Source organism: Pseudomonas sp. FW305-3-2-15-C-LB1, assembly GCF_058787615.1.
Genome location: NZ_JBYSZX010000004.1, coordinates 192,532 through 215,650, shown reverse-complemented (window position 1 = coordinate 215,650; position 23,119 = coordinate 192,532). Strand labels below are relative to the sequence as shown.

Here is a 23,119-nt window from a genome sequence, read left to right as displayed (position 1 = left end):
GTAACAGTCCAGCGCTCAGCTTGATTGATGGCCCCCTCAATCACTCCTAAGGTAAGCCCCACGACAGCAAACCCGTGGAGCGACCATGACAACAACAATCACCCCCGACTCACGCTGGACGCGGCGGCGCGACGAGAAGCAGCGGCGGCTCGGGCTGGTCAGGCAATACGCAGACGGTGCGGTGCTGCCCAGCGACAGGATCGTCGAGGCGCTTGAGGCGCTGATCCTCCCCGGCGACCGCGTGGTGCTGGAAGGCAACAACCAGAAACAGGCTGATTTCCTCTCGCGCTCCCTGGCCAAGGCCGACCCGGCCAAGCTCCACGATTTGCACATGATCATGCCCAGTGTCGGCCGCTCCGAGCACCTGGACCTGTTTGAAAAAGGCATCGCCCGCAAGCTGGACTTTTCCTTCGCCGGCACCCAATCCCTGCGCATCAGCCAGTTGCTCGAAGACGGCCTGCTGGAAATCGGCGCGATCCACACCTACATCGAACTCTATGCGCGGCTGGTGGTGGACCTGATCCCCAACGTGGTGCTCTCCGCCGGTTTCATGGCCGACCGCGCCGGCAACATCTACACCGGCGCCAGCACCGAAGACACTCCGGCGCTGATCGAGCCAGCTGCGTTCAGCGATGGCATCGTCATCGTGCAAGTCAACCAGTTGGTGGACGACGTTACCGACTTGCCCCGCGTCGACATCCCCGCGAGCTGGGTGGACTTTGTGGTGGTGGCCGACAAGCCGTTCTATATCGAGCCACTGTTTACCCGCGATCCCCGCCACATCAAGCCGGTGCATGTGTTGATGGCGATGATGGCGATCCGTGGCATCTACGAAAAACACAACGTGCAGTCCCTCAACCACGGCATCGGTTTCAACACCGCCGCCATCGAGCTGATCCTGCCGACCTACGGCGAATCCCTCGGCCTCAAGGGCAAGATCTGCCGCAACTGGACCCTCAACCCGCACCCCACGCTGATCCCCGCCATCGAAAGCGGCTGGGTGGAAAGCGTGCATTGCTTTGGCACCGAACTGGGCATGGAAAACTACATCGCCGCCCGCCCGGATGTGTTCTTCACCGGTCGCGACGGCTCGATGCGTTCCAACCGCATGTTCTGCCAGCTCGCCGGCCAATACGCGGTGGACCTGTTTATCGGCGCCACTCTGCAAGTCGACGGCGACGGCCATTCCTCCACCGTGACCCGTGGCCGACTCGCCGGTTTTGGTGGCGCGCCGAACATGGGCCATGACCCACGCGGTCGCCGCCATGGCACACCCGCATGGCTGGACATGCGCCACGACGATGCGCCCGAAGCCTTGCTGGAGCGCGGCAAAAAACTCGTGGTGCAAATGGTCGAGACCTTCCAGGAAGGCGGCAAACCCACCTTCGTCGACACCCTCGACGCCGTGGAAGTCGCACGCAAAAGCGGCATGCCCCTGGCGCCGATCATGATCTACGGTGATGACGTCACCCATCTGCTCACCGAAGAAGGCATCGCCTACCTGTACAAGGCGCGCTCCCTCGAAGAGCGCCAGGCGATGATCGCCGCTGTCGCGGGCGTCACGGCCATCGGCATGCGCCACAACCCCAAGGACACCGCACGCATGCGCCGCGAAGGCCTGATCGCCTTGCCCGAAGACCTGGGGATTCGCCGCACCGACGCCACCCGCGAGTTGTTGGCCGCCAAGAGTGTAGCCGACCTGGTGGACTGGTCTGGCGGCCTGTACAACCCGCCCGCCAAATTCAGGAGCTGGTAAATGCGCGCCCTCAAACTGCATGAACTCAGCCTTGCGGATCGCCTGGCTGACATGGCCGTCGATGCGCTGATCGATGAAGCCGACCTATCGCCCAAACCGGCCCTGGTGGATAGGCGTGGCAACGGCGCCCATAGCGATTTGCACTTGGGCCTGATGCACGCTTCGGCGTTGTCGCTGTGGCCGATGTTCAAGGAAATGGCCGAGGCCGCGATTGAGATCGGTGAAGTCGGTTTGCCCCTGCGTGAAGCCCTCGGGCGTCTTGGCCGTGACGGTGAGCAGGCAATGCTGACCACCACCAACGGCGTGAACACCCATCGTGGCGCGATCTGGGCACTCGGGCTGCTCACCGCCGCCGCCGCGCTGCAACCACGCGCCGTGACGCTGACTGCCGCCAGACTGGCCCTGCTCCACGACCGCTTCGCCCCACAACCCATGAGCCATGGCGCCCAGGTTGCCCAACGCTACGGCGCACGCGGTGCCCGTGAAGAAGCGCAGCTCGGCTTCCCGTCCGTGGTGCAACGTGGCCTGCCGCAACTGCGTAAAAGCCGCCTGCACCATGCCGGTGAACAGAACGCTCGCCTGGACGCCTTGCTCGCGATCATGACCGAGCTGGCCGACACTTGCGTGCTCTACCGCGCCGGCACCGAAGGCCTTCAGGCCATGCAGCACGGTGCCCAAGCCGTGCTGGACGCTGGCGGCAGCGCAACCCTGGCCGGTCGCCGCCAACTGCATGAGCTGGACCAGCAACTGCTGGCCCTGAATGCCTCCCCCGGCGGCGCCGCCGACCTGTTGGCCGCCTGCCTGTTTATCGACCGCCTCGACGGAGCGTTGTGATGGAAACCTTATCCTTTGAATTCCCCGCCGGGCAGCCGCCAAAAGGCCGTGCGCTGGTGGGTTGCGTCGGCTCGGGCGACCTGGAAGTGCTGCTGGAACCGGGCACGCCGGGCACCCTGACCATCCAGGTGCAGACTTCGGTGAACGGCGCCGAACAACGCTGGCAACATCTGTTCGAGAGGATGTTCCAGGAGCAGACGCCACCGGCCTTGAACATCGATATTCACGACTTCGGTGCCACCCCTGGCGTGGTGCGCCTGCGCCTGGAGCAGGGTTTCGAGGAGGTCGGCCATGACTGACTTGCTCGCCAGACACAGCTTCGTCGAGCTGGGCGCTCGGCAGCGCGCCAAGGCTTTGCTGGACGTTGGCTCTTACCGCGAATTGATCGACCCGTTCCAGCGTGTCATGTCGCCGTGGCTCAGCCGCCAGGGTGTGGTGCCCCAGGCCGATGACGGTGTGGTGATCGCCAAGGGCAGCCTCGGCGGGAAACCGGTGGTGATTGCCGCCATCGAAGGCAACTTCCAGGGCGGCAGCCTCGGCGAAGTGGGCGGTGCGAAAATCGCCGGCGCATTGGAACTGGCGGCCGAAGACAATCGCAAGGGTATCCCGACCCGCGCTGTGTTGTTGCTGGAGACTGGTGGCGTGCGCTTGCAGGAGGCCAACCTGGGCCTGGCGGCGATTGCGGATATCCACGCGGCGATTGTCGACCTGCGTCAGTACCAGCCGGTGATCGGCGTGGTGGCGGGCAGTGTCGGTTGCTTTGGCGGCATGTCCATCGCGGCCGGGTTGTGCAGTTACCTGGTGGTCACTCGCGAAGCACGCCTTGGCTTGAATGGCCCGCAAGTGATCGAACAGGAAGCGGGGCTTGAAGAGTACGACTCCCGCGACCGGCCCTTCATCTGGAGCCTTACCGGCGGCGAGCAACGCTTCGACAGTGGCTTGGCCGACCGTTACGTGGCGGACGATGTGGCCGAGATTCAACAGACTGTGAGTGCGCTGCTGCAACAAGGCCTGCCCGCCCGACAACGCAGCCGCCAATCCGAATATTACCTGGCGCGCCTGGCCGAACTGGACGCTACGCCGCAGATCGACCCGGCGACGGTGCGCGCGCTGTATCAAGGAGAACGCTCATGAGAGGTTTGCAGTGGTTCAACGCATTGAGCGCCGGCGCCACGCCTGTCGAGGGTTTGCCGAACTCCGTGAAAGTGGCCGACGGCCTGCTGGGCGAACAAGCCGTACGCTTTATCGCCGTGGTCACCGACGCCCAAAACCGTTTCCCCCGCGCACGCAATGGCGAAGTCGGTTTGCTGGAAGGTTGGGGTTTGGCGAAGGCTGTCGATGAAGCCATCGCCCGTGGCGACAAGCGCCCAATCATCGCCATTGTCGACGTGCCCAGCCAAGCCTACGGCCGGCGCGAAGAAGCCCTCGGCATCCACCAGGCGCTGGCGGCCGCCGCCGACAGCTACGCTCGCGCACGGCTGGCCGGGCACCCGGTGATCGCGCTGCTGGTGGGCAAGGCCATGTCCGGCGCGTTCCTCGCCCACGGTTACCAGGCCAACCGCCTGATCGCCCTGCGCGACCCCGGCGTGATGGTGCACGCCATGGGCAAGGCTTCGGCGGCGCGGGTGACCCTGCGCAGCGTCGAAGAGCTGGAAGCCCTGGCCGCCAGCGTGCCGCCGATGGCCTATGACATTGACAGCTATGCCAGCCTCGGTCTGTTGTGGGAGACGCTCTCGGTCAGCCAGATCGAACAGCCCACTGCGGACGACGTGGCGCGGGTCGGCGATTGCCTGGTGCATGCGATCAAGGATATCGGCAACACCGACTTGAGCAGCCGCCTCGGCGCTACCAACCGCGCCGCCTCCAGCCACGTGCGCCAACTGCTGCGGGAGCAATGGTGAACGCCCACGACCTGCTCTGGGGCATGACCCCGGCGCACCTGCCCGCTGACGCGCCGGGGTGGGCGAAGGATGCGGTTGGCACGGTAGTCGTGCGTCGCGCCATCGTCGCGCCTGGCTTTGTCGCGGTGGGCGTGCGTGGGCGTTTGCGCGAGCAGCGGTTTGCCGCGTTGATGCCGATGGCAGCCGTACAGCGGCGGGTCGCGCCGGAAGCGTTGCGCGATGTGGTGTCGACAAGGGATCTACCGGCATTGCAGGCCCTCGATCAACTGCGGCCCGTGCTGGCGCCATTGAGTTGGGGCGTCACGGGCAGTGCAGGTTTTGAGTTGGCAACGGGCATTGAAGCCCTGCATGCCCAGAGCGACCTGGACCTGATTCTGCGCACGCCCGAGCCGCTGGATCGCAACGATGCACGCGACCTGCTGGCCACTTTGGATGAAGTTACGTGTGCCGTGGACCTGCAACTGCAGACACCTTTCGGCGCCGTCGCCTTGCGCGAATGGGCCGGTCCATCACGGCGGGTGCTGTTGAAAACCGCCAACGGTGCGCATTTGGTCATTGATCCCTGGCAGGCCGTGGCATGAGCAGCCTTCTGGTGTTCCCAGGGCAGGGCGCCCAGCGCCCGGGCATGCTCCAGGCGGTGCCGGCGGACGTGCTGGAGCAGGCCAGCGATGCCTTGGGTGAAGACGTTCGCACCTTGGATTCGGCCGAGGCCCTGGCCAGTACCCGCGCTGTACAACTCTGCCTGCTGATCGCCGGCGTCGCCCATGCCCGCCAGCTGCAACAAACCCCGGATTACGTTGCAGGCCTGTCCATCGGTGCTTACCCGGCAGCGGTGATCGCTGGTGCCCTGGACTTCAGCGATGCAATCAAGCTGGTCAGCCTGCGCGGTGAGCTGATGCAAAACGCTTATCCACAGGGCTACGGCATGACCGCGATCATCGGCCCCGAGTTATCCACCGTCGAAAACCTGCTGGCCGAAATCCACAGCCCTGAAACCCCGGTGTATCTGGCCAATATCAATGCCGATAATCAGACCGTCATCGCCGGCAGCGACCAGGCCATGAAATGCTTCGCCGACCGCATCAAGGGCAACGGCATCGCCAAACGCCTGGCCGTCAGCGTGCCCTCCCATTGCGCATTGTTGGACCAACCGGCCCAGGCCTTGGCGCAAGCCTTCGGTCCGCTCAAGGCGCCGCGCATCACCTACCTGAGCAGCACCCGCGCACGGCCGATTCACAACCCCGAGCAATTGCGCGACGACCTGGCCTTCAACATGTGCCGCGTCGTCGACTGGCGCGGCACCGTGCAAAGCGCCTACGAGCGCGGCGTGCGCCTGCAAATCGAACTGCCACCGGGCGCGGTGCTCACCGGCCTGTCACGCCGGGTGTTTGAACAAGGCACGGTGATCGCCTTTGAGGGCGCACGCCTGGACACCTTGCAGGCCCTGCTGCAAGAGGAGGAGCGCCGCCACCGATAAAGCACTGCCCAAGGCTTTCGAAGCACAACAACAACAATTTCGATCGAGCACTTTGAGGACAACAACAATGATTATCTACGGTGTGGCATTACTGGCGATCTGTACGCTTGCGGGCGTGATCATGGGCGACATGCTCGGCGTGTTGCTGGGTGTCAAATCCAACGTGGGCGGGGTGGGGATCGCGATGATCCTGTTGATCTGCGCCCGCCTGTGGATGCAAAAACGTGGCGGCATGACCAAGGACTGCGAAATGGGCGTGGGATTCTGGGGTGCCATGTACATCCCGGTGGTCGTGGCGATGGCTGCGCAACAGAACGTCGTCACCGCCTTGCACGGCGGCCCGGTAGCGGTGCTGGCGGCGATCGGTTCGGTGGTGGTGTGTGGTTGCACGATTGCCCTGATCAGCCGCACGCACAAGGGCGAACCGTTGCCCGATGAAGAGCCGCTGATTGCTCCAGTGGGAGGTCGCTGATATGTGGGATCTCATCGAAAAAGGCCTGGAACACAACGGCCTGATCACCGCGTTTGCCTTCGTGGGTGTGGTCATGTGGCTCTCCGTGGTGCTGTCCAGGCGCCTGACCTTCGGGCGCATTCATGGCTCGGCGATTGCCATCGTTATCGGCCTGGTATTGGCCTGGGTCGGTGGCACGATTACCGGCGGTCAGAAAGGCCTGGCGGACCTGGCGCTGTTCTCCGGCATCGGCCTGATGGGCGGCGCGATGCTGCGCGACTTTGCCATCGTCGCCACGGCGTTCGAGGTGCAAGCCACCGAGGCGCGCAAGGCCGGGATGATTGGCGTGATCGCGCTGCTGCTGGGGACGATCCTGCCGTTCATCGTAGGCGCGAGCATGGCTTGGGCGTTTGGTTATCGCGATGCGATCAGCATGACCACCATTGGCGCAGGGGCTGTGACCTACATCGTCGGCCCGGTGACCGGCGCAGCGATTGGCGCGACCTCGGATGTGATGGCGCTGTCGATTGCCACCGGCTTGATCAAGGCGATCCTGGTCATGGTCGGTACGCCGGTCGCGGCGCGCTGGATGGGCTTGGACAACCCGCGTTCGGCGATGGTGTTTGGTGGGTTGGCCGGCACCGTCAGCGGTGTGACGGCGGGGCTGGCGGCGACGGATCGGCGGCTGGTGCCGTATGGCGCGCTGACGGCGACGTTCCACACCGGGCTGGGCTGCCTGCTTGGGCCTTCGTTGCTGTATTTCATTGTGCGCGGCCTGGTTGGGTAAGGGGTCTATCAGGGCCTCATCGGGGGCAAGCCCCTCCCACATTTGAACTGCGAACACATTCAAGTGTGGGAGGGGGCTTGCCCCCGATGGCTGTGTGTCAGGCTGACACTTGGCGATTGGCATACATCCGACACTCCGCCAACAACGCCAGCAGGTTCGGGTCCCTTTCCTTGGCCTTCAGGAACACCACCCCGATATGCTGCTGCAACCGATACCTGGGTTGCAGCGGTATCAGCTTCACGCGGTTCTCATACACCGCCGCGATCCGCCCCGGCAGCAGCGCATAACCCACGCCCGAGCTGACCATGCTCAGCAGCGTGAAGATATCATTGACCTGCATCGCCACCTTCGGCTCGAACCCCGCCTGCTTGAACACACGGTTGCCATCCTGGTGCGTGGCGAAGCCTTGGGTGAGGGTGATGAAGGTCGCGTCGCGCACGTCGGCGAGGTCGATTTCTTGCTCGCGGTCGAAGGGTGAGTCGGCCGGGGTGGCGAGGAAGATGTCGTCGGAAAACAGCGCGATCTGTTCGCAGTCGGGGTCGTTGGCGTGCTCATCCAGGGAGATGAGGATCGCGTCTACTTCCATGTTCTTGAGCTTGTAGAGCAGGTCGAAGTTGGAACCCAGGATCAGGTCGATATTGAGCTCGCTGCGGCGGATCTTCAGGCCCATGATCAATTGCGGCACGGTCTTCACTGTCAGCGAATACAGCGAGCCCAGTTTGAAGCGTTCGGCGGAGAACCCGGCGGCTTCGCGGGTCAGGCGTACGCTGTCGACCACGTCGGCCACCAGTTTCTGCGCACGTTCTTCGAGGACGTAGGCGCTTTCCAGCGGGGTGAGGTTGCGCCCTTCATGCTTGAACAGCGGGCAGCGCAGGGCGTTTTCCAGGGAGTGGATGGCGCGGTGTACGCTCACATTGCTGGTTTGCAGCTCGGCGGCGGCGCGGGTCAGGTTGCCGGTGCGCATGAACGCCAGGAAGATTTCCAGTTTCTTGAGGGTGAATTCTTCGTCGATCAGCATGGCCGTGGCTCTTGTTCGAATGCCGTCGATTGTGCCCGCAAAACCGTTCGGCGTCGCCGGAACGTCATAAGCCGCTTGCACTCTTATGCGCAAGGCTGGACGCTTGCCAGCCAGTCCTAACGGTTACAGGAGGCCAGTGACAGATGTACCACGGGGAACGATTCAACGCCTGGAGCCATTTGCTCGGTGCAGTCGCGGCGTGTATTGGCGCCGTGTGGATGTTGGTGGTGGCGAGCCTGGACGGCAGCCCCTGGAAGATCGTCAGCGTGGCGATCTATGGGTTTACCTTGATGGTGCTGTACAGCGCGTCCACCGTGTACCACAGCGTGCAGGGGCGGCGAAAAGAGATCATGCAGAAGGTCGATCACTTTTCGATCTACCTGTTGATCGCCGGCAGCTACACGCCATTTTGCCTGGTGACCCTGCGCGGGCCGTGGGGCTGGACGCTGTTCGGGATTGTGTGGGGGCTGGCGGTGATCGGGATTTTGCAGGAGATCAAGCCGCGCTCGGAGGCGCGCATCCTGTCGATCGTGATCTATGCGGTGATGGGCTGGATCGTGCTGGTGGCGGTCAAGCCGTTGCTGGCAGCATTGGGGACGGCCGGGTTTATCTGGCTGGCCTCGGGCGGGGTGTTGTACACCGTCGGCATTATCTTTTTTGCCTTGGAGGATCGCCTGCGGCATTCCCATGGCATCTGGCATTTGTTTGTGATCGGCGGCAGCCTCCTGCATTTTGTGGCGATCATGCATTACGTCTTATAGCCGCTCCAGAAGCTCCCTGGCACGGTGGCCAAAAATCTCCAGCAGATTGGCCAACATATGCGGCGGCGCCTCGTCGGCGCGGGTCAGGGCGTACAGGGTGATTGGCAGCGGCGGGGTCAGAGGGCGGATGCAGGTAGTGGTTGTCGACGCGCCCAGCGCGGTGAAGGGGTCGATCACCGTCAGACCCGCGCCGGATTCCACCATGGCGCGGGCCAGGGAATAGGTTTGCACCGAGATTGTCACCCTGGGCGGTGGGTCGACGTTTTCCAGGTAGCTGTCGAGCTTCGCCGCCAATGGGTCGGCGCTGGAGAGGCCGATCAGCGGTGCGCCTGCCAGGTCAGCCAACGGCAAGGGCTGGCTCAGTTCGGCTGGCGGCCAATAGTCTTTGGACGCCAATGCCACCAGCACACCGCCCGCCAGCACCTGCGTGGTCAACCCCGGATGGCCGGAAAAGTTGAGCGTCAGCGCCAGGTCAATCTCACGCATCAGCAGCTTCTGCACCAGCTCGCGGCTATGGTCGCTGGACAGCTCGCAGGCCATGTCCGGGTAATCGTTTTTCCACTGCAGAATCGCCGGCGGCAGCAGCGACAGCGCCAGCGCCGGGATCGCGCCGATGCGCACACTCTGGCCCGGTTCTCGGCGCAAGGCCTTGGCCAGGCGCCGCACACCTTGCAGGCTATCGGTGACTTTCTCCACTTCGCTTTCCAGCGCCAGGGCTTCCGGGGTGGGCAGCAACTTGCCGCGTACCCGCAGGAACAGGGGGAAACCCAACTGCAATTCGGCGTGTTGCAACACTTTGGTCACCGCCGGTTGCGAGACATGCAGCAACTGCGCGGCGGCGCTGACCGAACCGGTCTGGCGAATGGCCTGGAAGATTTCGATATGACGCAAGCGCATGGCAAGTCCATAACCTTTGTTTATAGGTGACCCATCTTTATTCATTGTCGGTGGCCTGTCACCTGCTCTTAGGCTTGAGGCCTCTTGATTCAACGGTGGGCGGCAAAGATGGTGTGCATCATTGGCGGTGGGGTGATTGGTCTGGCCAGCGCATACGCGTTGGTGCGTGCAGGTCATGAGGTGACGGTGATCGATGCACGCGAGACCCTGGGCAGTGAGACCAGCTTCGCCAACGGCGGGCAATTATCCTATCGCTACGTGGCACCCCTGGCCGATGCTGGCGTGCCGCTGCAAGCCATTGGCTGGTTGCTGCGTGGTGACTCGCCGCTGAAGCTGCGCCCGCGCCTCGACCCCCGGCAATGGCGCTGGATGGCGGCGTTCCTGGGTGCCTGCCGTGGCTCGGTGAATAAACGCAATGCCGCGCACCTGTTGCGCCTGGCCTGCCTGAGCCAGGACACCTTGCAGCAGTGGCGCGAGCACGACCACCTGGACGGTTTCGACTGGCGGCGCAACGGCAAGCTAGTGACCTTTCGCAACGCCAGCTCCTTTGAGCATGCCCGCGGCAAGGTCACCGATATCCTGCAACAGCAGGTGCTGTCGGCCGCTGATTGCGCTCGCCTGGAGCCGGCGCTGGCGGGCGGTGGATTTGTCGGCGGGATCTATACACCCAATGAAGAGGTCGCCGATTGTCATGCCTTCTGCCAGCGATTGGCGGCGCGGCTGGAGGCATCGGGGCGTTGCACCTTCTTGTTGGGGCGCAAGGTCACCGGGATCCGCCATGCCGAGGGCGCGGTGCAGGCCATCGAGATCGATGATGAAGTGATGCCGGTCGAACACCTGGTGCTGGCGGCGGGGTATCGCAGCGCCGAGTTGGGCGTGTCGCTGCCGCTGTACCCGCTCAAGGGCTACAGCCTCAGCGTGCCGATTGGCGCTCGGCACCAGGCGCCGAACGTGAGCATCACCGACTATGACCGCAAGATGGTCTACGCACGTATCGGCGAACAACTGCGGGTCGCCGCCATGGTCGATATCGTCGGTTTCGACGCCCGCCTCGAACCCAAACGCCTGGCGCTGATGAAACGCCAGGCCGTGCAGACGTTTCCGCTGGCGGGGGATTACGCCCACGCAGTGGAATGGGCCGGCATGCGCCCGGCCACCCCGACCGGTGTGCCGCTGATTGGCGCGGGTGTCTACCGCAACCTGTGGCTGAACCTGGGTCACGGCGCACTCGGCTTCACCCTGGCCTGTGGCAGCGGCCAGTTACTGGCCGAGTTGATCGGCCGGCGAACGCCTTCCATTGATATGCAGGGCCTTACGCCTCGCGCTGCGTAAAGACTCACAAACCGAAAACCAACGGAGAATAACAATGAAAAAGATCCTGTTGACCGGCTGCACCCTGGGGCTTTTGCTGGCCGCGCAGGCCCATGCCAATCAAACGCCGCTGGACGGTACGCTGGGCAAGATTGCCGACGCCAAGACCATCACCTTGGGCTATCGCGATGCGTCGGTACCGTTTTCCTACGTGGGGGATAACAGTGGCAAACCCATGGGCTATTCGGTGGAGTTGGCGAACAAGATCGTCGAGCGCATCCAACAGAAAACCGGGGTGGCCAAGCTCACTGTGAAGTACAACCTGGTGACGTCTCAGACCCGTATCCCGCTGGTGCAGAACGGTACCGTCGACCTGGAGTGTGGCTCCACCGGGGTGACCGCCGAGCGCCAGAAGCAAGTAGCGTTCTCCTACGGGTTTATCTATGTGAAGGGGCAGTTGCTCACGGCAAAAGACAGTGGCATCCAAGGCTTTGCGGACCTTGCAGGCAAGAACGTGGTGACCACGGCCGGCACCACCAACGAGCGTTTCCTCAAGAGCTACAACGCCGAGCACAAGGCCAATATGTTCGTGATCAGCGCCAAGGACCATGGCGAAGCCTTCAAGATGCTTGAGACCGGCCGCGCGGCGGCGTTCTACATGGACGACGCGTTGCTCTACGGCGAACGCGCCAAGGCCAAGGACCCGCACAACTGGGTGGTGGTGGGCGAGGAGCAATCGCGGGAAATCTACAGCTGCATGGTGCGCAAGGACGACCCGCAGTTCCTGGCGGTGGTCAACGAGACGCTCGCAGACCTGTACCGCAGCGGCGAGATCAATGGGATTTACCAGCGCTGGTTCGAACAGCCGATTCCACCCAAGGGCCTGAACCTGGAGTTCCCGATGACCAGCGAGTTGAAGGCGATCATTGCCCAGCCGATCAGCGATCCGGTGGAGTAACCCCTAGAAGTCGCCCCACAACTGCTGGGCGACGGCCAGCGCCACCACCGGCGCCGTCTCGGTACGCAACACCCGCGGGCCGAGGCGGGCGGCGTGGTAGCCGGCGCCTTGGGCGGTATCGACTTCATGGTCGGTCAACCCGCCCTCGGGGCCGATCAGAAAGGCCAGGCTGGCAGGCTTTGCATGGCTGATCATCGGCTCGGCCACCGGGTGCAGCACCAGCTTCAACTGCGCCTCGGTCTGCTTCAACCAGTCTGCCAGCAGCAGCGGCGGGTGGATCGCCGGCACCGTCGAACGCCCGCATTGTTCACAGGCGCTGATCGCCACCTGGCGCCAGTGCAGCAAGCGTTTGTCGGCACGCTCGTCCTTGAGGCGTACTTCGCAACGCTCGCTGAAAATCGGCGTAATCGCGTTGACGCCCAGTTCGGTGGCTTTCTGGATCGCCCAGTCCATACGCTCGCCCCGTGACAGGCCCTGGCCGAGGTGGATATGCAGCGGTGATTCGGCCTGGCCTGCGAAGCACTCTGTCAGTTGCACAGTGACGCGTTTCTTGCCGACTTCCAGCAGCGTGCCCAGGAACTCCTGGCCGGAGCCGTCGAACAATTGCACGGCATCGCCTTCGCCCATGCGCAGCACGCGGCTGATGTAGTGCGCCTGGGCTTCGGGCAGTTCGTGGTCGCCGATGCTCAGCGGGGTGTCGGTGAAAAAGCGGGACAGTCTCATTTCTGTTCTCTGAAAAAGGAGTGCGGGCAATCAGCCCGGATCACGGAAGCCTGGGTGGAAGTCTTTTGGCACCGCCACACTGACTGTGCTGTTGGTGGCGATATCGATGCCTTCGCTGGCGACCTCGGCAAGGAAGTCGATCTGCTCCGGGGTAATCACATAGGGCGGCAGGAAGTACACCACACTGCCCAGCGGCCGCAACAGCGCACCGCGCTCCAGGGCGTGCTCGAATACCTTCAAGCCACGGCGTTCCTGCCACGGGTAGGCGGTCTTGGTGGCTTTGTCCTGGACCATCTCGATGGCCAGCACCATGCCGGTCTGGCGTACTTCCGAGACGTGAGGGTGGTCCACCAGGTGCGCAGTGGCAGTGGCCATGCGCTGGGCCAGGGCCTTGTTGTTCTCGATGACGTTGTCTTCTTCAAAGATATCCAGCGTTGCCAGTGCCGCCGCACACGCCAGCGGGTTGCCGGTGTAGCTGTGGGAGTGCAGGAAGGCGCGCAGGGTGGGGTAGTCGTCGTAGAACGCGCTGTACACGTCTTCGGTGGTGACCACGGCTGCCAGCGGCAGGTAGCCGCCGGTGAGCGCCTTGGACAGGCACAGGAAATCCGGGCGGATACCGGCTTGCTCGCAGGCGAACATACTGCCGGTACGGCCGAAGCCAACAGCGATTTCGTCGTGGATCAGGTGCACGCCGTAACGGTCGCAGGCTTCGCGCAATAGCTTGAGGTAAACCGGGTGGTACATGCGCATGCCGCCAGCGCCCTGGATCAACGGTTCGATAATCACAGCGGCCACGGTGTCGTGGTGCTCGGCGAGGGTCTGTTCCATCACCCGAGCCATCGTGCGCGAGTGGTCTTCCCAGCTCACGCCTTCGGGGCGCAGGTAACAGTCCGGGCTTGGTACTTTGATGGTGTCGAGCAACAGCGCCTTGTAGGTCTCGGTAAACAGCGGCACGTCGCCCACCGACATCGCGGCGATGGTTTCGCCGTGGTAGCTGTTGGTCAGGGTGACGAAGCGCTTCTTGTTCGGCAGGCCGCGGTTGAGCCAATAGTGGAAGCTCATTTTCAGCGCGACTTCGATGCACGACGAGCCGTTGTCGGCATAGAAGCACCGGGTCAGGCCTTCGGGCGTCATCGCCACCAGACGCTCGGACAGCTCGATCACCGGCTGGTGGCTGAAACCGGCGAGGATCACGTGTTCCAGTTGATCGACCTGGTCCTTGATGCGCTGGTTGATGCGCGGGTTGGCGTGGCCGAACACGTTGACCCACCAGGAGCTGACGGCGTCGAGGTAGCGCTTGCCTTCGAAGTCTTCCAGCCATACGCCTTCACCGCGCTTGATCGGGATCAGCGGCAGTTGCTGGTGGTCTTTCATCTGGGTGCAGGGATGCCACAGCACGGCAAGGTCGCGTTGCATCCACTGGTTGTTCAAGCCCATCGGTGATCTCCTCGAAGCGGTCCTGCGGCCGGCGCAGGTGAAACAATCGCGCAAGCCTATGCAATGGGCGGCTGTGTCACAAGCCATTACCGGTGAATTCGCAGTAAACGCGAGACGGTCTGTCACGTTTCTAAGGAATAGTCCTTAATCCATTGTTAACGTACTGTGCATAACCTCTTGGTCGTATTTCTCGATATTTCAAAGCGAAATTTTCGGCTTTAATTCGATAGGTAAATCGCTAGTCTTGGGCACAGTTCTTACGGGATTAAGTACATGCAGCTACGCAATTCACCGGCCCGCTATGGTTGGGTCAGCATGGTTTTGCACTGGGGCGTGGCCCTGGTGGTGTTTGGCTTGTTCGCCCTGGGCCTGTGGATGGTCGGCCTCGACTACTACAGCGCCTGGCGCAAAGAAGCGCCGGACCTGCACAAGAGCATTGGCATCACGCTGTTCGCCATCATGCTGGTGCGTATCGTCTGGCGCCTGGTGAGCCCGCCGCCACCACCGTTGGCCAGTTACAGCCGCATGACCCGTATCGGCGCGGCCTTTGGTCACGCCTTCCTTTATCTCGGGCTGTTTGCCGTGATGATCGCCGGTTACCTGATTTCCACCGCAGACGGTGTCGGTATCCCGGTGTTTGGTCTGTTTGAGATTCCTGCCGTGGTTTCCGGGCTACCGGACCAGGCAGACACCGCCGGCGTGGTGCACTTGTACCTGGCCTGGGTGTTGGTGGTCTTCGCCGGCTTGCACGGCGTGGCTGCATTGAAACACCACTTTATCGATCGTGATGCGACCCTCACGCGAATGCTGGGGCGCAAAGCCTGATGTTCAACCTCGACTCACAAGGAATAGAAAGCATGTTGAAAAAGACCCTCGCTGCTCTGGCAATCGGTACTGCCCTGCTGTCCGCAGGCCAGGTGATGGCTGCTGACTACAAGATCGACAAAGAAGGCCAGCACGCCTTCATCGACTGGAAAATCAGCCACCTGGGCTACAGCTACATTCACGGTACCTTCAAGGACTGGGACGGCACCTTCAGCTGGGATGCCGCCAAGCCAGAGGCCAGCAAAATCGCGGTCGATGTGAAGACCGCCAGCCTGTGGTCCAACCACGCAGAGCGTGACAAGCACATCGCCAGCAAAGACTTCCTGGACGTTGCCAAGTTTGCCGACGCCAAGTTTGTGTCCACCGCAGTCAAGCCCACTGGCGAAAAAACCGCTGACGTAACCGGCGACCTGACCTTCCACGGCGTAACCAAGCCTGTGACCTTCAAGGCCACTTTCAACGGTGAAGGCAAGGATCCATGGGGCGGCGAACGTGCCGGCTTCAATGCCAAGACCACCGTCAACCTGAACGACTTCGGTATCAAAGGCCCAGGCCCGTCCTCGCAGACAGTGGACCTGGACATCTCGCTGGAAGGTGTCAAGCAGAAGTAATTTCTGGCTGCACAAAAAAAGCCCCGCATCGAAAGATGCGGGGCTTTTTTATGGGGCTGTAAAACTCAGCGATTGCGTGTCAGCAGCGCTGGCTTCTCACCACGAGGACGGCCTGGCAACTGATCCAGTTGCTCCGGTGTCGGGAAGCGATCTACTTTCGACTCCTTGTGGATGATCTTCGGCGCCGGGCCACCGCGCGGGTTCTGCACAGCCGGTTCGGACAAGCGAGGCTGGTCGTCACGGGCCGGGCGGCGATTGTTGTTGCGCGAGTCTTCGCGACGGGCCTGGCCGTCACGGGGTGCGCCATTGCGCGGGCCATTGCGCTTGGCAGGCGGCGTACCGGTGGTACCGCCGCTGCTGTTGCGAGGGCCATTCTGACGGCCGCCCTGTGGCTGGCCGCCACGTGGAGCGCCTGCACCCGCGCCCTGCGCCGGAGCACCAGGGCGACGGCCACGGCCTTGGGCCGGTTTGGCCTGGGGCACGTAGTCAACGCGGTTACCGAAGTTATCCACATCGTCGTCGAGGAACTCGTCCGGAGCACGGTCGGCAGCAGCGCGTGGCGGTTGGCTCGGCTGGCGCTGTTCGCGGGCCGGGGTGCCTTCGCGGGGTTTCTGCTCACGGGCCGGGCGTTCGCCACGGCTGCTGGTGGCGGATTTTTCCTTGCCCTTGTCCTTGCCCTTGTCGCGACGACCACCGCCACCCCCGCCGCCGTTCGGGCCATCGCCCTTCGGACCGCGTGGGTTGCGTGGGTTGCGCACGTCCGGGCGCTCGCGCGCTTCTGGCTTTTCGGCCTCCACGGCGCTGGCATCGAAGCCCATCAGGTCGCCATCGGCGATTTTCTGCTTGGTCATGCGCTCGATGCTTTTCAGCAGTTTTTCTTCGTCCGGCGCGACCAGGGAGATGGCCTCGCCCGAACGACCGGCACGGCCGGTACGGCCGATACGGTGTACGTAGTCTTCATCGACGTTCGGCAGCTCGAAGTTGACCACGTGCGGCAGTTGGTCGATATCCAGGCCGCGAGCGGCGATATCGGTGGCCACCAGGATGCGCACCGAGCCGGCCTTGAAATCAGCCAGGGCCTTGGTGCGCGCGTTCTGGCTCTTGTTGCCGTGGATGGCGACGGCGGTGAGGCCGTGCTTGTCCAGGTACTCGGCCAGGCGGTTGGCGCCGTGCTTGGTGCGGGTGAACACCAGCACCTGTTCCCAGGCGCCTGCGGTGATCAGGTGCGCCAGCAGCGCACGCTTGTGGCTGGCGGCCAGGCGGAAGACGCGTTGCTCGATACGCTCGACCGTGGTGTTCGGCGGCGTGACTTCGATGCGCTCCGGGTTGTGCAGCAGCTTGCCGGCCAGGGCGGTGATGTCCTGGGAGAACGTGGCCGAGAACAGCAGGTTCTGGCGTTTGGCTGGCAGGCGGGCGAGGACCTTTTTCACGTCATGGACAAAGCCCATGTCGAGCATGCGATCGGCTTCGTCCAGCACGAGGATTTCCACGTGGGACAAGTCGACGCTGCCTTGGCCGCACAGGTCGAGCAAACGACCGGGGCAGGCCACCAGCACGTCGACGCCACGGGACATGGCCTGAACCTGTGGGTTCATGCCGACGCCGCCGAAGATGCAGGCGCTGACGAACTTCAGGTCGCGGGCATACAGCTTGAAGCTGTCATGCACCTGGGCGGCGAGTTCGCGGGTTGGGGTCAGGACCAGTACGCGCGGTTGGCGTGGGCCGTGACGCTGGGATTTGTCCGGGTGACCGTTGGGGAACAACCGCTCCAGAATCGGGAGGGCGAAACCGCCGGTTTTACCAGTACCTGTCTGAGCCGCAACCATCAGGTCGCGACCTTGCAACACGGCGGGAATGGCCCGCTGTTGCACCGGAGTAGGCTCGGTATAGCCCGCTGCCTCGATGGCGCGGACTAAAGCCTCGGAGAGACCGAGGGAAGCAAAGGACATGAGTAATCCTGTTTTAGTTAGGGCTTGGCCCAAAGGGATAATCTTGCCGGGCGTGAATGGCGCTTAGGGGAGCGCAACCCCGTCCGGTCCTGCTGCGTCTGGCGGGCACTCCACCGGCTCGCGCGGGCTGAAAGCTGCGCTGTAGCGGGGTTGGGTGCCTTTTTCAAGACCTCAGCGGCCGGGCGTGAGCCTGGCGGAAAGGCCGGAGTATAACAGAGCAATCACTGTGCGCTGCTTTCCTGCTGCTCAACGGTGCGTTCAGAGGCCGTAATGGCCTGGATTCCACCATATTTGGCACTCAAGGCGCTATAGGCCGGCTCTTGCTTGAAGCGTTTGAGCTCGGCGGCAAAGCGCTGTACCAGGAGGTCCATGCCTGCGCCACGGCGTACCGCGAGAAATTGCTGCTGGCGACTGACCACGGCCGGCGCCTGGCTGACCTTGCCTTCCAGGCCCAGCGCCTTGATCACATGCTGGCCCACTCGACGGTCGGTGATCACCAGGTCGATGCGTCCCAGCATCAATTTGCCGAAGTTGGCCTCATGGCTCGGTGCCGGTTCACGATTGAACAGGGGGGAGTCGCTGAACGCCGCGCCGTACAGGTAGCCTGGCGACGTGCCGACGGTCAGGCCGCTCAGGTCTTCGAGGTTGTGCACGGGGTGGGGACGCTCATTGGCGTAGAACAGCGTGAACTCCACTTCGGACAACGGCTCACTGGGGTATAGCAGCAAGGCGTCGCGCTCATGGCTGTGGAAAATATCCAAAGCGCCATCGGCATGGCCTTGGTCCAGCATGGCCAGGCAGCGCTTCCAGGGCAGGAACTGCCATTCCACATCTACGCCCAGGCGCTGGAACACAATTACCGTGGTTTCATAATCCAGCCCCCGCATGCTGCCCTGGTCCTCATACACGTAGGGCGCCCAGGGCTCGGTGACAATGCGCAGTTTCTCGCCATAAGCGGCGAGGCTCAGGCAAGTGAAGAGGGCGGCAGTCAACAACTTCAGAATGACGGGCATGCCCTGAGGTTACGACGCTCCCGCACTAAAGAGAAGCTCTGGCACGCGCATCTGCGGGCGGGGCTATTTGCCCGGTGAGGCCATCAAGTGTTCGTAGATCGCTGCCCGCCGCTCGCCGAGGATCAGGCGTACCACGGGGTTGGCAAACCAGTGCTCCAACTGATGAGTGTCGATCGGGCGCTTCTGGCGTTCTTCCAGGTTCTGCCGGGCCTTGTCCCACCAAACCGGGCCACACGCCTGGTCGAACTCGTTCTCATGCTCGTAGCAGCCGTAGAGAATTTCACGGATGAATTGCTGCTGGTGCTTGGGCAGCACCAGCGTGATCAGCTTGTACAGAAGGCGCTGCAGGCGGGGAGGGCGTGGCAGGTGCGAGGACACCTTGCGAGTGTCGGCCAACGCCAGTGCGCTGGTGGGCGCGGCCGCATGCTTGGCGATCCAGGCCTTGACCTTGGCGCGAAACAGCTGCTTGCGACTCCAGTAGTGGTGGATCAGGTCCGGGCATTCGCGCACGTTGACGGTGCGATAGGCGGCGATCGACAGGCAGAACTCTTCGAGGGTGTACGCGCCTTGGGCATAGGGGAACAGTTCGTCCATCAAGGCGATGGAGCGGTCGAGGATGTGCGCATCCTGTTGCGTCAGGCCCATGACCCCGGAGTTGAGCGTCATCATGTCATCGTCGGCCACGCCCATGTCCAGCAGGCGCTGGCGCAAGGCGGTGTAGAGAATGCTCTCGTGGTTGTCGCCGTACTTGCTGTAGAAGGCATTGCACAGCAGGGTGCCGGGTTGCACGCGCTCGAACAGGTCCATCGGTGAGTGATGGAAGAAGGTATCGGTGTCGATCAGCATGGCCACCGGCGATTCTTCCAGCACTTGGCGCAATACCACATGCTTGGTACGGAAGTGATAGCCGTGGGGTTCGCTCCAGCGTTTGCGGGTAGCTTCGTCCAGCGGGCGTACGCGTACCGGCAAAAGGCGATAGGGCTCGGGGTTGTCGCTGAATACCTGGATATCCACGGCGGCTTCCGGGGTTGCCTGCAGGAAAGCCAGCGCACTGGCGATGCTGAACACCGCTTCCTGGTGGTAGGTCTCGGAGCCGAAGACCAGGTAGACCAGTTGTGGGCGGGACGGCGTGGGCACTGTATTCATGGACTGCTGGGTTCCGTGGGCATGTAAAACGACAAAGGCCCTCGTAGACGAGGGCCTTGGCACTGCCGGGCAACCTTCAGCGTGGCAGCTTGAGGTTGTTCCAGATTGCAAGGCTTGGTTCAGCCTGGTTCAGGGTATAGAAGTGCAACCCTGGCGCGCCACCTTGCAACAATTCTTCACACATTGTGCTGATGACCTGTTCGCCGAACGCCTGGATGCTCTTGACGTCGTCGCCATAGGCTTCCAGTTGTTTGCGCACCCAGCGTGGGATCTCGGCGCCGCAGGCATCGGAGAAACGCGCCAATTTGCTGTAGTTGGTGATCGGCATGATGCCTGGCACGATCGGGATGTTCACGCCCATGGCTCGTACACGCTCGACGAAGTAGAAGTAGCTGTCGGCGTTGAAGAAATACTGGGTGATTGCGCTGTCGGCGCCGGCGTTGGCCTTGCGCACGAAGTTCTGCAGGTCGTCTTCGAAATTGCGTGCTTGTGGATGCATCTCCGGGTAAGCCGCGACTTCGATATGGAAATGGTCGCCGGTTTCTTCACGGATGAAGCTCACCAGGTCATTGGCGTAGCGCAGCTCGCCGCTGGCCATGCCCATGCCGGACGGCAGGTCACCGCGCAGGGCGACGATGCGCTTGATACCAGCAGCTTTGTACTGGGTCAGCAGGCCGCGCAGGTCGGCCTTGCTGTCGCCCACGCATGACAAATGCGGAGCGGCGGGAACTTTGACCTGGCTTTCCAGCTGCAACACGGTGTTGATCGTGCGGTCACGGGTCGAGCCGCCAGCGCCGTAGGTGCAGGAGAAGAAGTCCGGGTTGTAGCTGGCCAACTGCGTGGCAGTCGCCATCAGTTTTTCATGCCCAGCATCGGTCTTGGTCGGGAAGAACTCGAAGCTGTAGCGACGGTCTTGGGACATGGTAATAACCCTTTGAAACTCAGATACCGGAAGTCATGCACCGATTTAATGTGGGAGGGGGCTAGCCCCCGATGAGGGTGTGTCAGTCGACATATCTGTTAACTGGCATTTCGTTATCGGGGGCACGTCGAATCGTCGCAGCGCCCCTCCCACATTAAAGGCCCGCCCTCACAAGGAGAGCGGGTGGTAAGCAAATCAGTAGCGATAAGCGTGCGGCTTGAACGGACCTTCGACGGTCACGCCGATGTAGTCAGCCTGGGTCTTGGTCAGTTGAGTTACCACGCCGCCGAAGCCGCGGACCATTTCCAGGGCCACTTCTTCGTCGAGTTTCTTCGGCAGTACTTCCACGGTCAGGCGCTCGGCTTTCTGGGCAGGCGACAGGTCGGCGTACTTCTGGCCGAACAGGAAGATCTGGGCCAGTACCTGGTTGGCGAACGAGCCATCCATGATGCGGCTTGGGTGGCCAGTGGCGTTGCCCAGGTTAACCAGGCGGCCTTCAGCCAGCAGGATCAGGTAGTCGTCGTTCTGTGGGTCGAAATCACCCGCGCCGGTACGGTGAACCTTGTGCACCTGAGGCTTCACTTCTTCCCATGCCCAGTTCTTGCGCATGAAAGCGGTGTCGATCTCATTGTCGAAGTGACCGATGTTGCAGACCACGGCACGTTTTTTCAGGGCGGCGAGCATGTTGGCGTCGCAGACATTCACGTTACCGGTGGTGGTGACGATCAGGTCGATCTTGCCCAGCAGGGCCTTGTCGATGCTGGCGGCGGTGCCGTCGTTGACGCCGTCGATGAACGGCGAAACCACTTCAAAACCGTCCATGCAGGCTTGCATGGCGCAGATCGGGTCGACTTCGGAAACCTTGACGATCATGCCTTCCTGACGCAGGGACTGGGACGAACCCTTGCCCACGTCGCCGTAGCCGATCACCAGGGCTTGCTTGCCCGACAGCAGGTGGTCGGTGCCGCGCTTGATGGCATCGTTCAGGCTATGACGGCAGCCGTACTTGTTGTCGTTCTTGCTCTTGGTCACCGAGTCGTTGACGTTGATGGCCGGGATTTTCAGCTCGCCCTTGGCCAGCATGTCCAGCAGGCGGTGCACGCCGGTGGTGGTTTCTTCGGTCACGCCGTGGACGCGGTCGAGGATCTGCGGGTACTTCTTGTGCAGCAGCTCGGTCAGGTCGCCGCCGTCGTCGAGGATCATGTTGGCATCCCAAGGCGCGCCATCTTTGAGGATGGTTTGCTCCAGGCACCACTCGTACTCTTCTTCGGTCTCGCCTTTCCAGGCGAACACCGGGATACCGGCAGCAGCGATTGCGGCAGCGGCCTGGTCTTGAGTCGAGAAGATGTTGCAGGACGACCAGCGCACTTCGGCACCCAGGGCAACCAGGGTTTCGATCAGCACGGCAGTCTGGATAGTCATGTGGATGCAACCGAGGATCTTCGCGCCCTTGAGCGGCTGCTCAGCGGCGTACTTGCGACGCAGACCCATCAGGGCAGGCATTTCGGATTCGGCGATAAAGGTTTCGCGACGGCCCCAGGCAGCGAGGGACATGTCGGCGACTTTGTAGTCGTTGAAATCTGCAGGCGTGTTGACAGCGCTCATGAAGAGCCTCCATTCGTAGTGTGCGAATGGGCGCCGTTGAGCGTTTAGTATCAGGCCAGGTGGACCAGGCCGGACAACGCCCCATCCGAGCCTGACAGGTTGAACCTGCTGCAGCGCCCCTCGGACAGGTGGCGGGAGAACGGTATCAACCGAAGATAACCGTTTTGAAGCGGGGGCGATTATAGCCGTGTGCGCCAGACTTCCCAAGCCTTTCTGTCGGCCATATGAAGATCGCTCATGGGGTTGATAGGCAATGGCGCGTAGAGCTTGGGGCGGGCGTCTGCCATGATGTTGCCCATCATTGGGCAACACGCTTTGGAGTGAACATGAACTTCCACACCCGCAAATGGGTAAAACCCGAAGACCTCAACCCCAACGGCACCCTGTTCGGCGGCAGCCTGCTGCGCTGGATCGACGAAGAAGCGGCCATCTACGCCATTGTTCAACTGGGCAACCAACGCGTCGTCACCAAGTACATCTCCGAAATCAACTTCGTCAGTGCCTCGCGCCAGGGCGACATCATCGAACTGGGCATCACCGCCACTGCGTTCGGCCGCACCTCCATCACCCTGACCTGTGAAGTGCGCAACAAGATCACCCGCAGTAGCATTCTTACCGTGGAAAAAATGGTTTTCGTCAACCTTGGTGAAGATGGCCTGCCAGCGCCTCATGGCCGCACTGAGATCAGGTATGTGAAGGATCAGTTCAAGGACGACATTCCTCCACTGTAATCTCGG

24 protein-coding genes and 1 riboswitch are annotated in these 23,119 nt (G+C 62.5%); of the genes, 15 read left to right on the top strand and 9 right to left on the bottom strand.

Translation table 11 applies throughout. The features are described 5' to 3' along the window. Positions 1 to 85: 85 nt before the first annotated feature. From mdcA to madM, 9 genes are all read left to right on the top strand, one after another. Positions 86 to 1,756, top strand: a complete 1,671-nt coding sequence (gene mdcA / locus AC3WP7_RS10350; RefSeq protein ID WP_093120652.1) for a malonate decarboxylase subunit alpha — start codon at positions 86 to 88, stop codon at positions 1,754 to 1,756. Beyond that, entirely contained in the window at positions 1,757 to 2,590 is an 834-nt protein-coding gene (locus tag AC3WP7_RS10345; RefSeq protein WP_092242009.1) for a triphosphoribosyl-dephospho-CoA synthase, read from the top strand. It abuts the gene before it with no gap. Continuing rightward, the gene (locus tag AC3WP7_RS10340; protein ID WP_071490357.1) at positions 2,590 to 2,889 is read left to right on the top strand and encodes a malonate decarboxylase subunit delta; all 300 of its coding nucleotides are present in this window, start codon (positions 2,590 to 2,592) and stop codon (positions 2,887 to 2,889) included. The genes AC3WP7_RS10345 and AC3WP7_RS10340 overlap by 1 nt, the downstream gene beginning before the upstream one ends. After that, the gene (locus AC3WP7_RS10335; RefSeq protein ID WP_092242012.1) at positions 2,882 to 3,724 is read left to right on the top strand and encodes a biotin-independent malonate decarboxylase subunit beta; all 843 of its coding nucleotides are present in this window, start codon (positions 2,882 to 2,884) and stop codon (positions 3,722 to 3,724) included. The genes AC3WP7_RS10340 and AC3WP7_RS10335 overlap by 8 nt, the downstream gene beginning before the upstream one ends. Continuing rightward, positions 3,721 to 4,491 (top strand): biotin-independent malonate decarboxylase subunit gamma, encoded by a 771-nt coding sequence (gene mdcE, locus AC3WP7_RS10330; protein ID WP_092242015.1) that lies wholly within the window; start codon positions 3,721 to 3,723, stop codon positions 4,489 to 4,491. Before AC3WP7_RS10335 ends, mdcE begins: the two co-directional genes overlap by 4 nt. Continuing rightward, positions 4,485 to 5,072: a malonate decarboxylase holo-ACP synthase gene (locus tag AC3WP7_RS10325; protein WP_093120659.1), complete on the top strand. Its 588-nt coding sequence runs from the start codon at positions 4,485 to 4,487 to the stop codon at positions 5,070 to 5,072. The genes mdcE and AC3WP7_RS10325 overlap by 7 nt, the downstream gene beginning before the upstream one ends. Further along, on the top strand, positions 5,069 to 5,968 hold the full coding sequence (mdcH, locus tag AC3WP7_RS10320) for a malonate decarboxylase subunit epsilon (RefSeq protein WP_102591828.1): 900 nt from the start codon (positions 5,069 to 5,071) through the stop codon (positions 5,966 to 5,968). The genes AC3WP7_RS10325 and mdcH overlap by 4 nt, the downstream gene beginning before the upstream one ends. Positions 5,969 to 6,035: 67 nt before the next feature. Continuing rightward, positions 6,036 to 6,440 (top strand): malonate transporter subunit MadL, encoded by a 405-nt coding sequence (gene madL / locus AC3WP7_RS10315; protein ID WP_015886323.1) that lies wholly within the window; start codon positions 6,036 to 6,038, stop codon positions 6,438 to 6,440. Position 6,441: 1 nt separating this feature from the next. Beyond that, on the top strand, positions 6,442 to 7,206 hold the full coding sequence (madM, locus tag AC3WP7_RS10310) for a malonate transporter subunit MadM (protein WP_071490352.1): 765 nt from the start codon (positions 6,442 to 6,444) through the stop codon (positions 7,204 to 7,206). A gap of 97 nt (positions 7,207 to 7,303) precedes the next feature. On the opposite strand, the gene AC3WP7_RS10305 is transcribed toward madM, so the two are convergent. Then, complete coding sequence (locus tag AC3WP7_RS10305; RefSeq protein ID WP_092242030.1) at positions 7,304 to 8,224, bottom strand: LysR family transcriptional regulator; 921 nt, start codon at positions 8,222 to 8,224, stop codon at positions 7,304 to 7,306. A gap of 143 nt (positions 8,225 to 8,367) precedes the next feature. Here AC3WP7_RS10305 and trhA point away from each other — a divergent pair, with 143 nt between their 5' ends. Beyond that, positions 8,368 to 8,985 (top strand): PAQR family membrane homeostasis protein TrhA, encoded by a 618-nt coding sequence (gene trhA, locus AC3WP7_RS10300; protein ID WP_058426584.1) that lies wholly within the window; start codon positions 8,368 to 8,370, stop codon positions 8,983 to 8,985. Here the strand turns inward: trhA and AC3WP7_RS10295 are convergent. Further along, entirely contained in the window at positions 8,980 to 9,882 is a 903-nt protein-coding gene (locus AC3WP7_RS10295) for a LysR family transcriptional regulator (RefSeq protein ID WP_102591829.1), read from the bottom strand. The two genes, trhA and AC3WP7_RS10295, sit on opposite strands and share 6 nt — an antisense overlap. An 87-nt stretch (positions 9,883 to 9,969) precedes the next feature. On the opposite strand from AC3WP7_RS10295, the gene AC3WP7_RS10290 reads away from it, so the two are divergent. After that, complete coding sequence (locus AC3WP7_RS10290) at positions 9,970 to 11,214, top strand: D-amino acid dehydrogenase (RefSeq protein WP_331459181.1); 1,245 nt, start codon at positions 9,970 to 9,972, stop codon at positions 11,212 to 11,214. A gap of 34 nt (positions 11,215 to 11,248) precedes the next feature. Further along, the gene (locus tag AC3WP7_RS10285) at positions 11,249 to 12,151 is read left to right on the top strand and encodes a transporter substrate-binding domain-containing protein (protein ID WP_092242039.1); all 903 of its coding nucleotides are present in this window, start codon (positions 11,249 to 11,251) and stop codon (positions 12,149 to 12,151) included. Between the two features lie 3 nt (positions 12,152 to 12,154). Here the strand turns inward: AC3WP7_RS10285 and AC3WP7_RS10280 are convergent, their stop codons facing one another. Beyond that, on the bottom strand, positions 12,155 to 12,874 hold the full coding sequence (locus AC3WP7_RS10280) for a 16S rRNA (uracil(1498)-N(3))-methyltransferase (protein ID WP_093514128.1): 720 nt from the start codon (positions 12,872 to 12,874) through the stop codon (positions 12,155 to 12,157). 30 nt (positions 12,875 to 12,904) lie between these two features. Continuing rightward, positions 12,905 to 14,311 (bottom strand): adenosylmethionine--8-amino-7-oxononanoate transaminase, encoded by a 1,407-nt coding sequence (locus AC3WP7_RS10275; RefSeq protein ID WP_093120675.1) that lies wholly within the window; start codon positions 14,309 to 14,311, stop codon positions 12,905 to 12,907. A 273-nt stretch (positions 14,312 to 14,584) separates the two neighbouring features. Here AC3WP7_RS10275 and AC3WP7_RS10270 point away from each other — a divergent pair, with 273 nt between their 5' ends. Both AC3WP7_RS10270 and AC3WP7_RS10265 read left to right on the top strand, forming a co-directional pair. Continuing rightward, positions 14,585 to 15,136 carry a cytochrome b gene (locus tag AC3WP7_RS10270; RefSeq protein ID WP_092242044.1) on the top strand — a complete coding sequence of 184 codons (552 nt, stop codon included), beginning with the start codon at positions 14,585 to 14,587 and terminating at the stop codon, positions 15,134 to 15,136. Between the two features lie 32 nt (positions 15,137 to 15,168). Next, positions 15,169 to 15,747 (top strand): YceI family protein, encoded by a 579-nt coding sequence (locus tag AC3WP7_RS10265; protein ID WP_071490344.1) that lies wholly within the window; start codon positions 15,169 to 15,171, stop codon positions 15,745 to 15,747. Between the two features lie 65 nt (positions 15,748 to 15,812). On the opposite strand, the gene rhlE2 is transcribed toward AC3WP7_RS10265, so the two are convergent. From rhlE2 to ahcY, 5 genes are all read right to left on the bottom strand, one after another. Beyond that, entirely contained in the window at positions 15,813 to 17,696 is a 1,884-nt protein-coding gene (rhlE2, locus tag AC3WP7_RS10260) for an RNA helicase RhlE2 (protein WP_102591830.1), read from the bottom strand. A gap of 221 nt (positions 17,697 to 17,917) precedes the next feature. After that, positions 17,918 to 18,709: a substrate-binding periplasmic protein gene (locus AC3WP7_RS10255; RefSeq protein ID WP_092242049.1), complete on the bottom strand. Its 792-nt coding sequence runs from the start codon at positions 18,707 to 18,709 to the stop codon at positions 17,918 to 17,920. A gap of 63 nt (positions 18,710 to 18,772) precedes the next feature. Next, complete coding sequence (locus tag AC3WP7_RS10250) at positions 18,773 to 19,855, bottom strand: hypothetical protein (RefSeq protein WP_092242051.1); 1,083 nt, start codon at positions 19,853 to 19,855, stop codon at positions 18,773 to 18,775. A 76-nt stretch (positions 19,856 to 19,931) separates the two neighbouring features. After that, positions 19,932 to 20,777, bottom strand: coding sequence for a methylenetetrahydrofolate reductase [NAD(P)H] (gene metF, locus AC3WP7_RS10245; protein ID WP_071494443.1), 846 nt, complete (start codon positions 20,775 to 20,777; stop codon positions 19,932 to 19,934). Between the two features lie 195 nt (positions 20,778 to 20,972). Continuing rightward, positions 20,973 to 22,382, bottom strand: a complete 1,410-nt coding sequence (gene ahcY / locus AC3WP7_RS10240) for an adenosylhomocysteinase (protein ID WP_058426595.1) — start codon at positions 22,380 to 22,382, stop codon at positions 20,973 to 20,975. Between the two features lie 21 nt (positions 22,383 to 22,403). After that, a riboswitch (S-adenosyl-L-homocysteine riboswitch) is annotated at positions 22,404 to 22,510 on the bottom strand. 198 nt (positions 22,511 to 22,708) lie between these two features. Between ahcY and AC3WP7_RS10235 the strand changes: the two genes are divergently transcribed. Beyond that, positions 22,709 to 23,113 (top strand): acyl-CoA thioesterase, encoded by a 405-nt coding sequence (locus AC3WP7_RS10235; RefSeq protein WP_092242066.1) that lies wholly within the window; start codon positions 22,709 to 22,711, stop codon positions 23,111 to 23,113. The last annotated feature ends 6 nt before the right edge of the window (positions 23,114 to 23,119 follow it).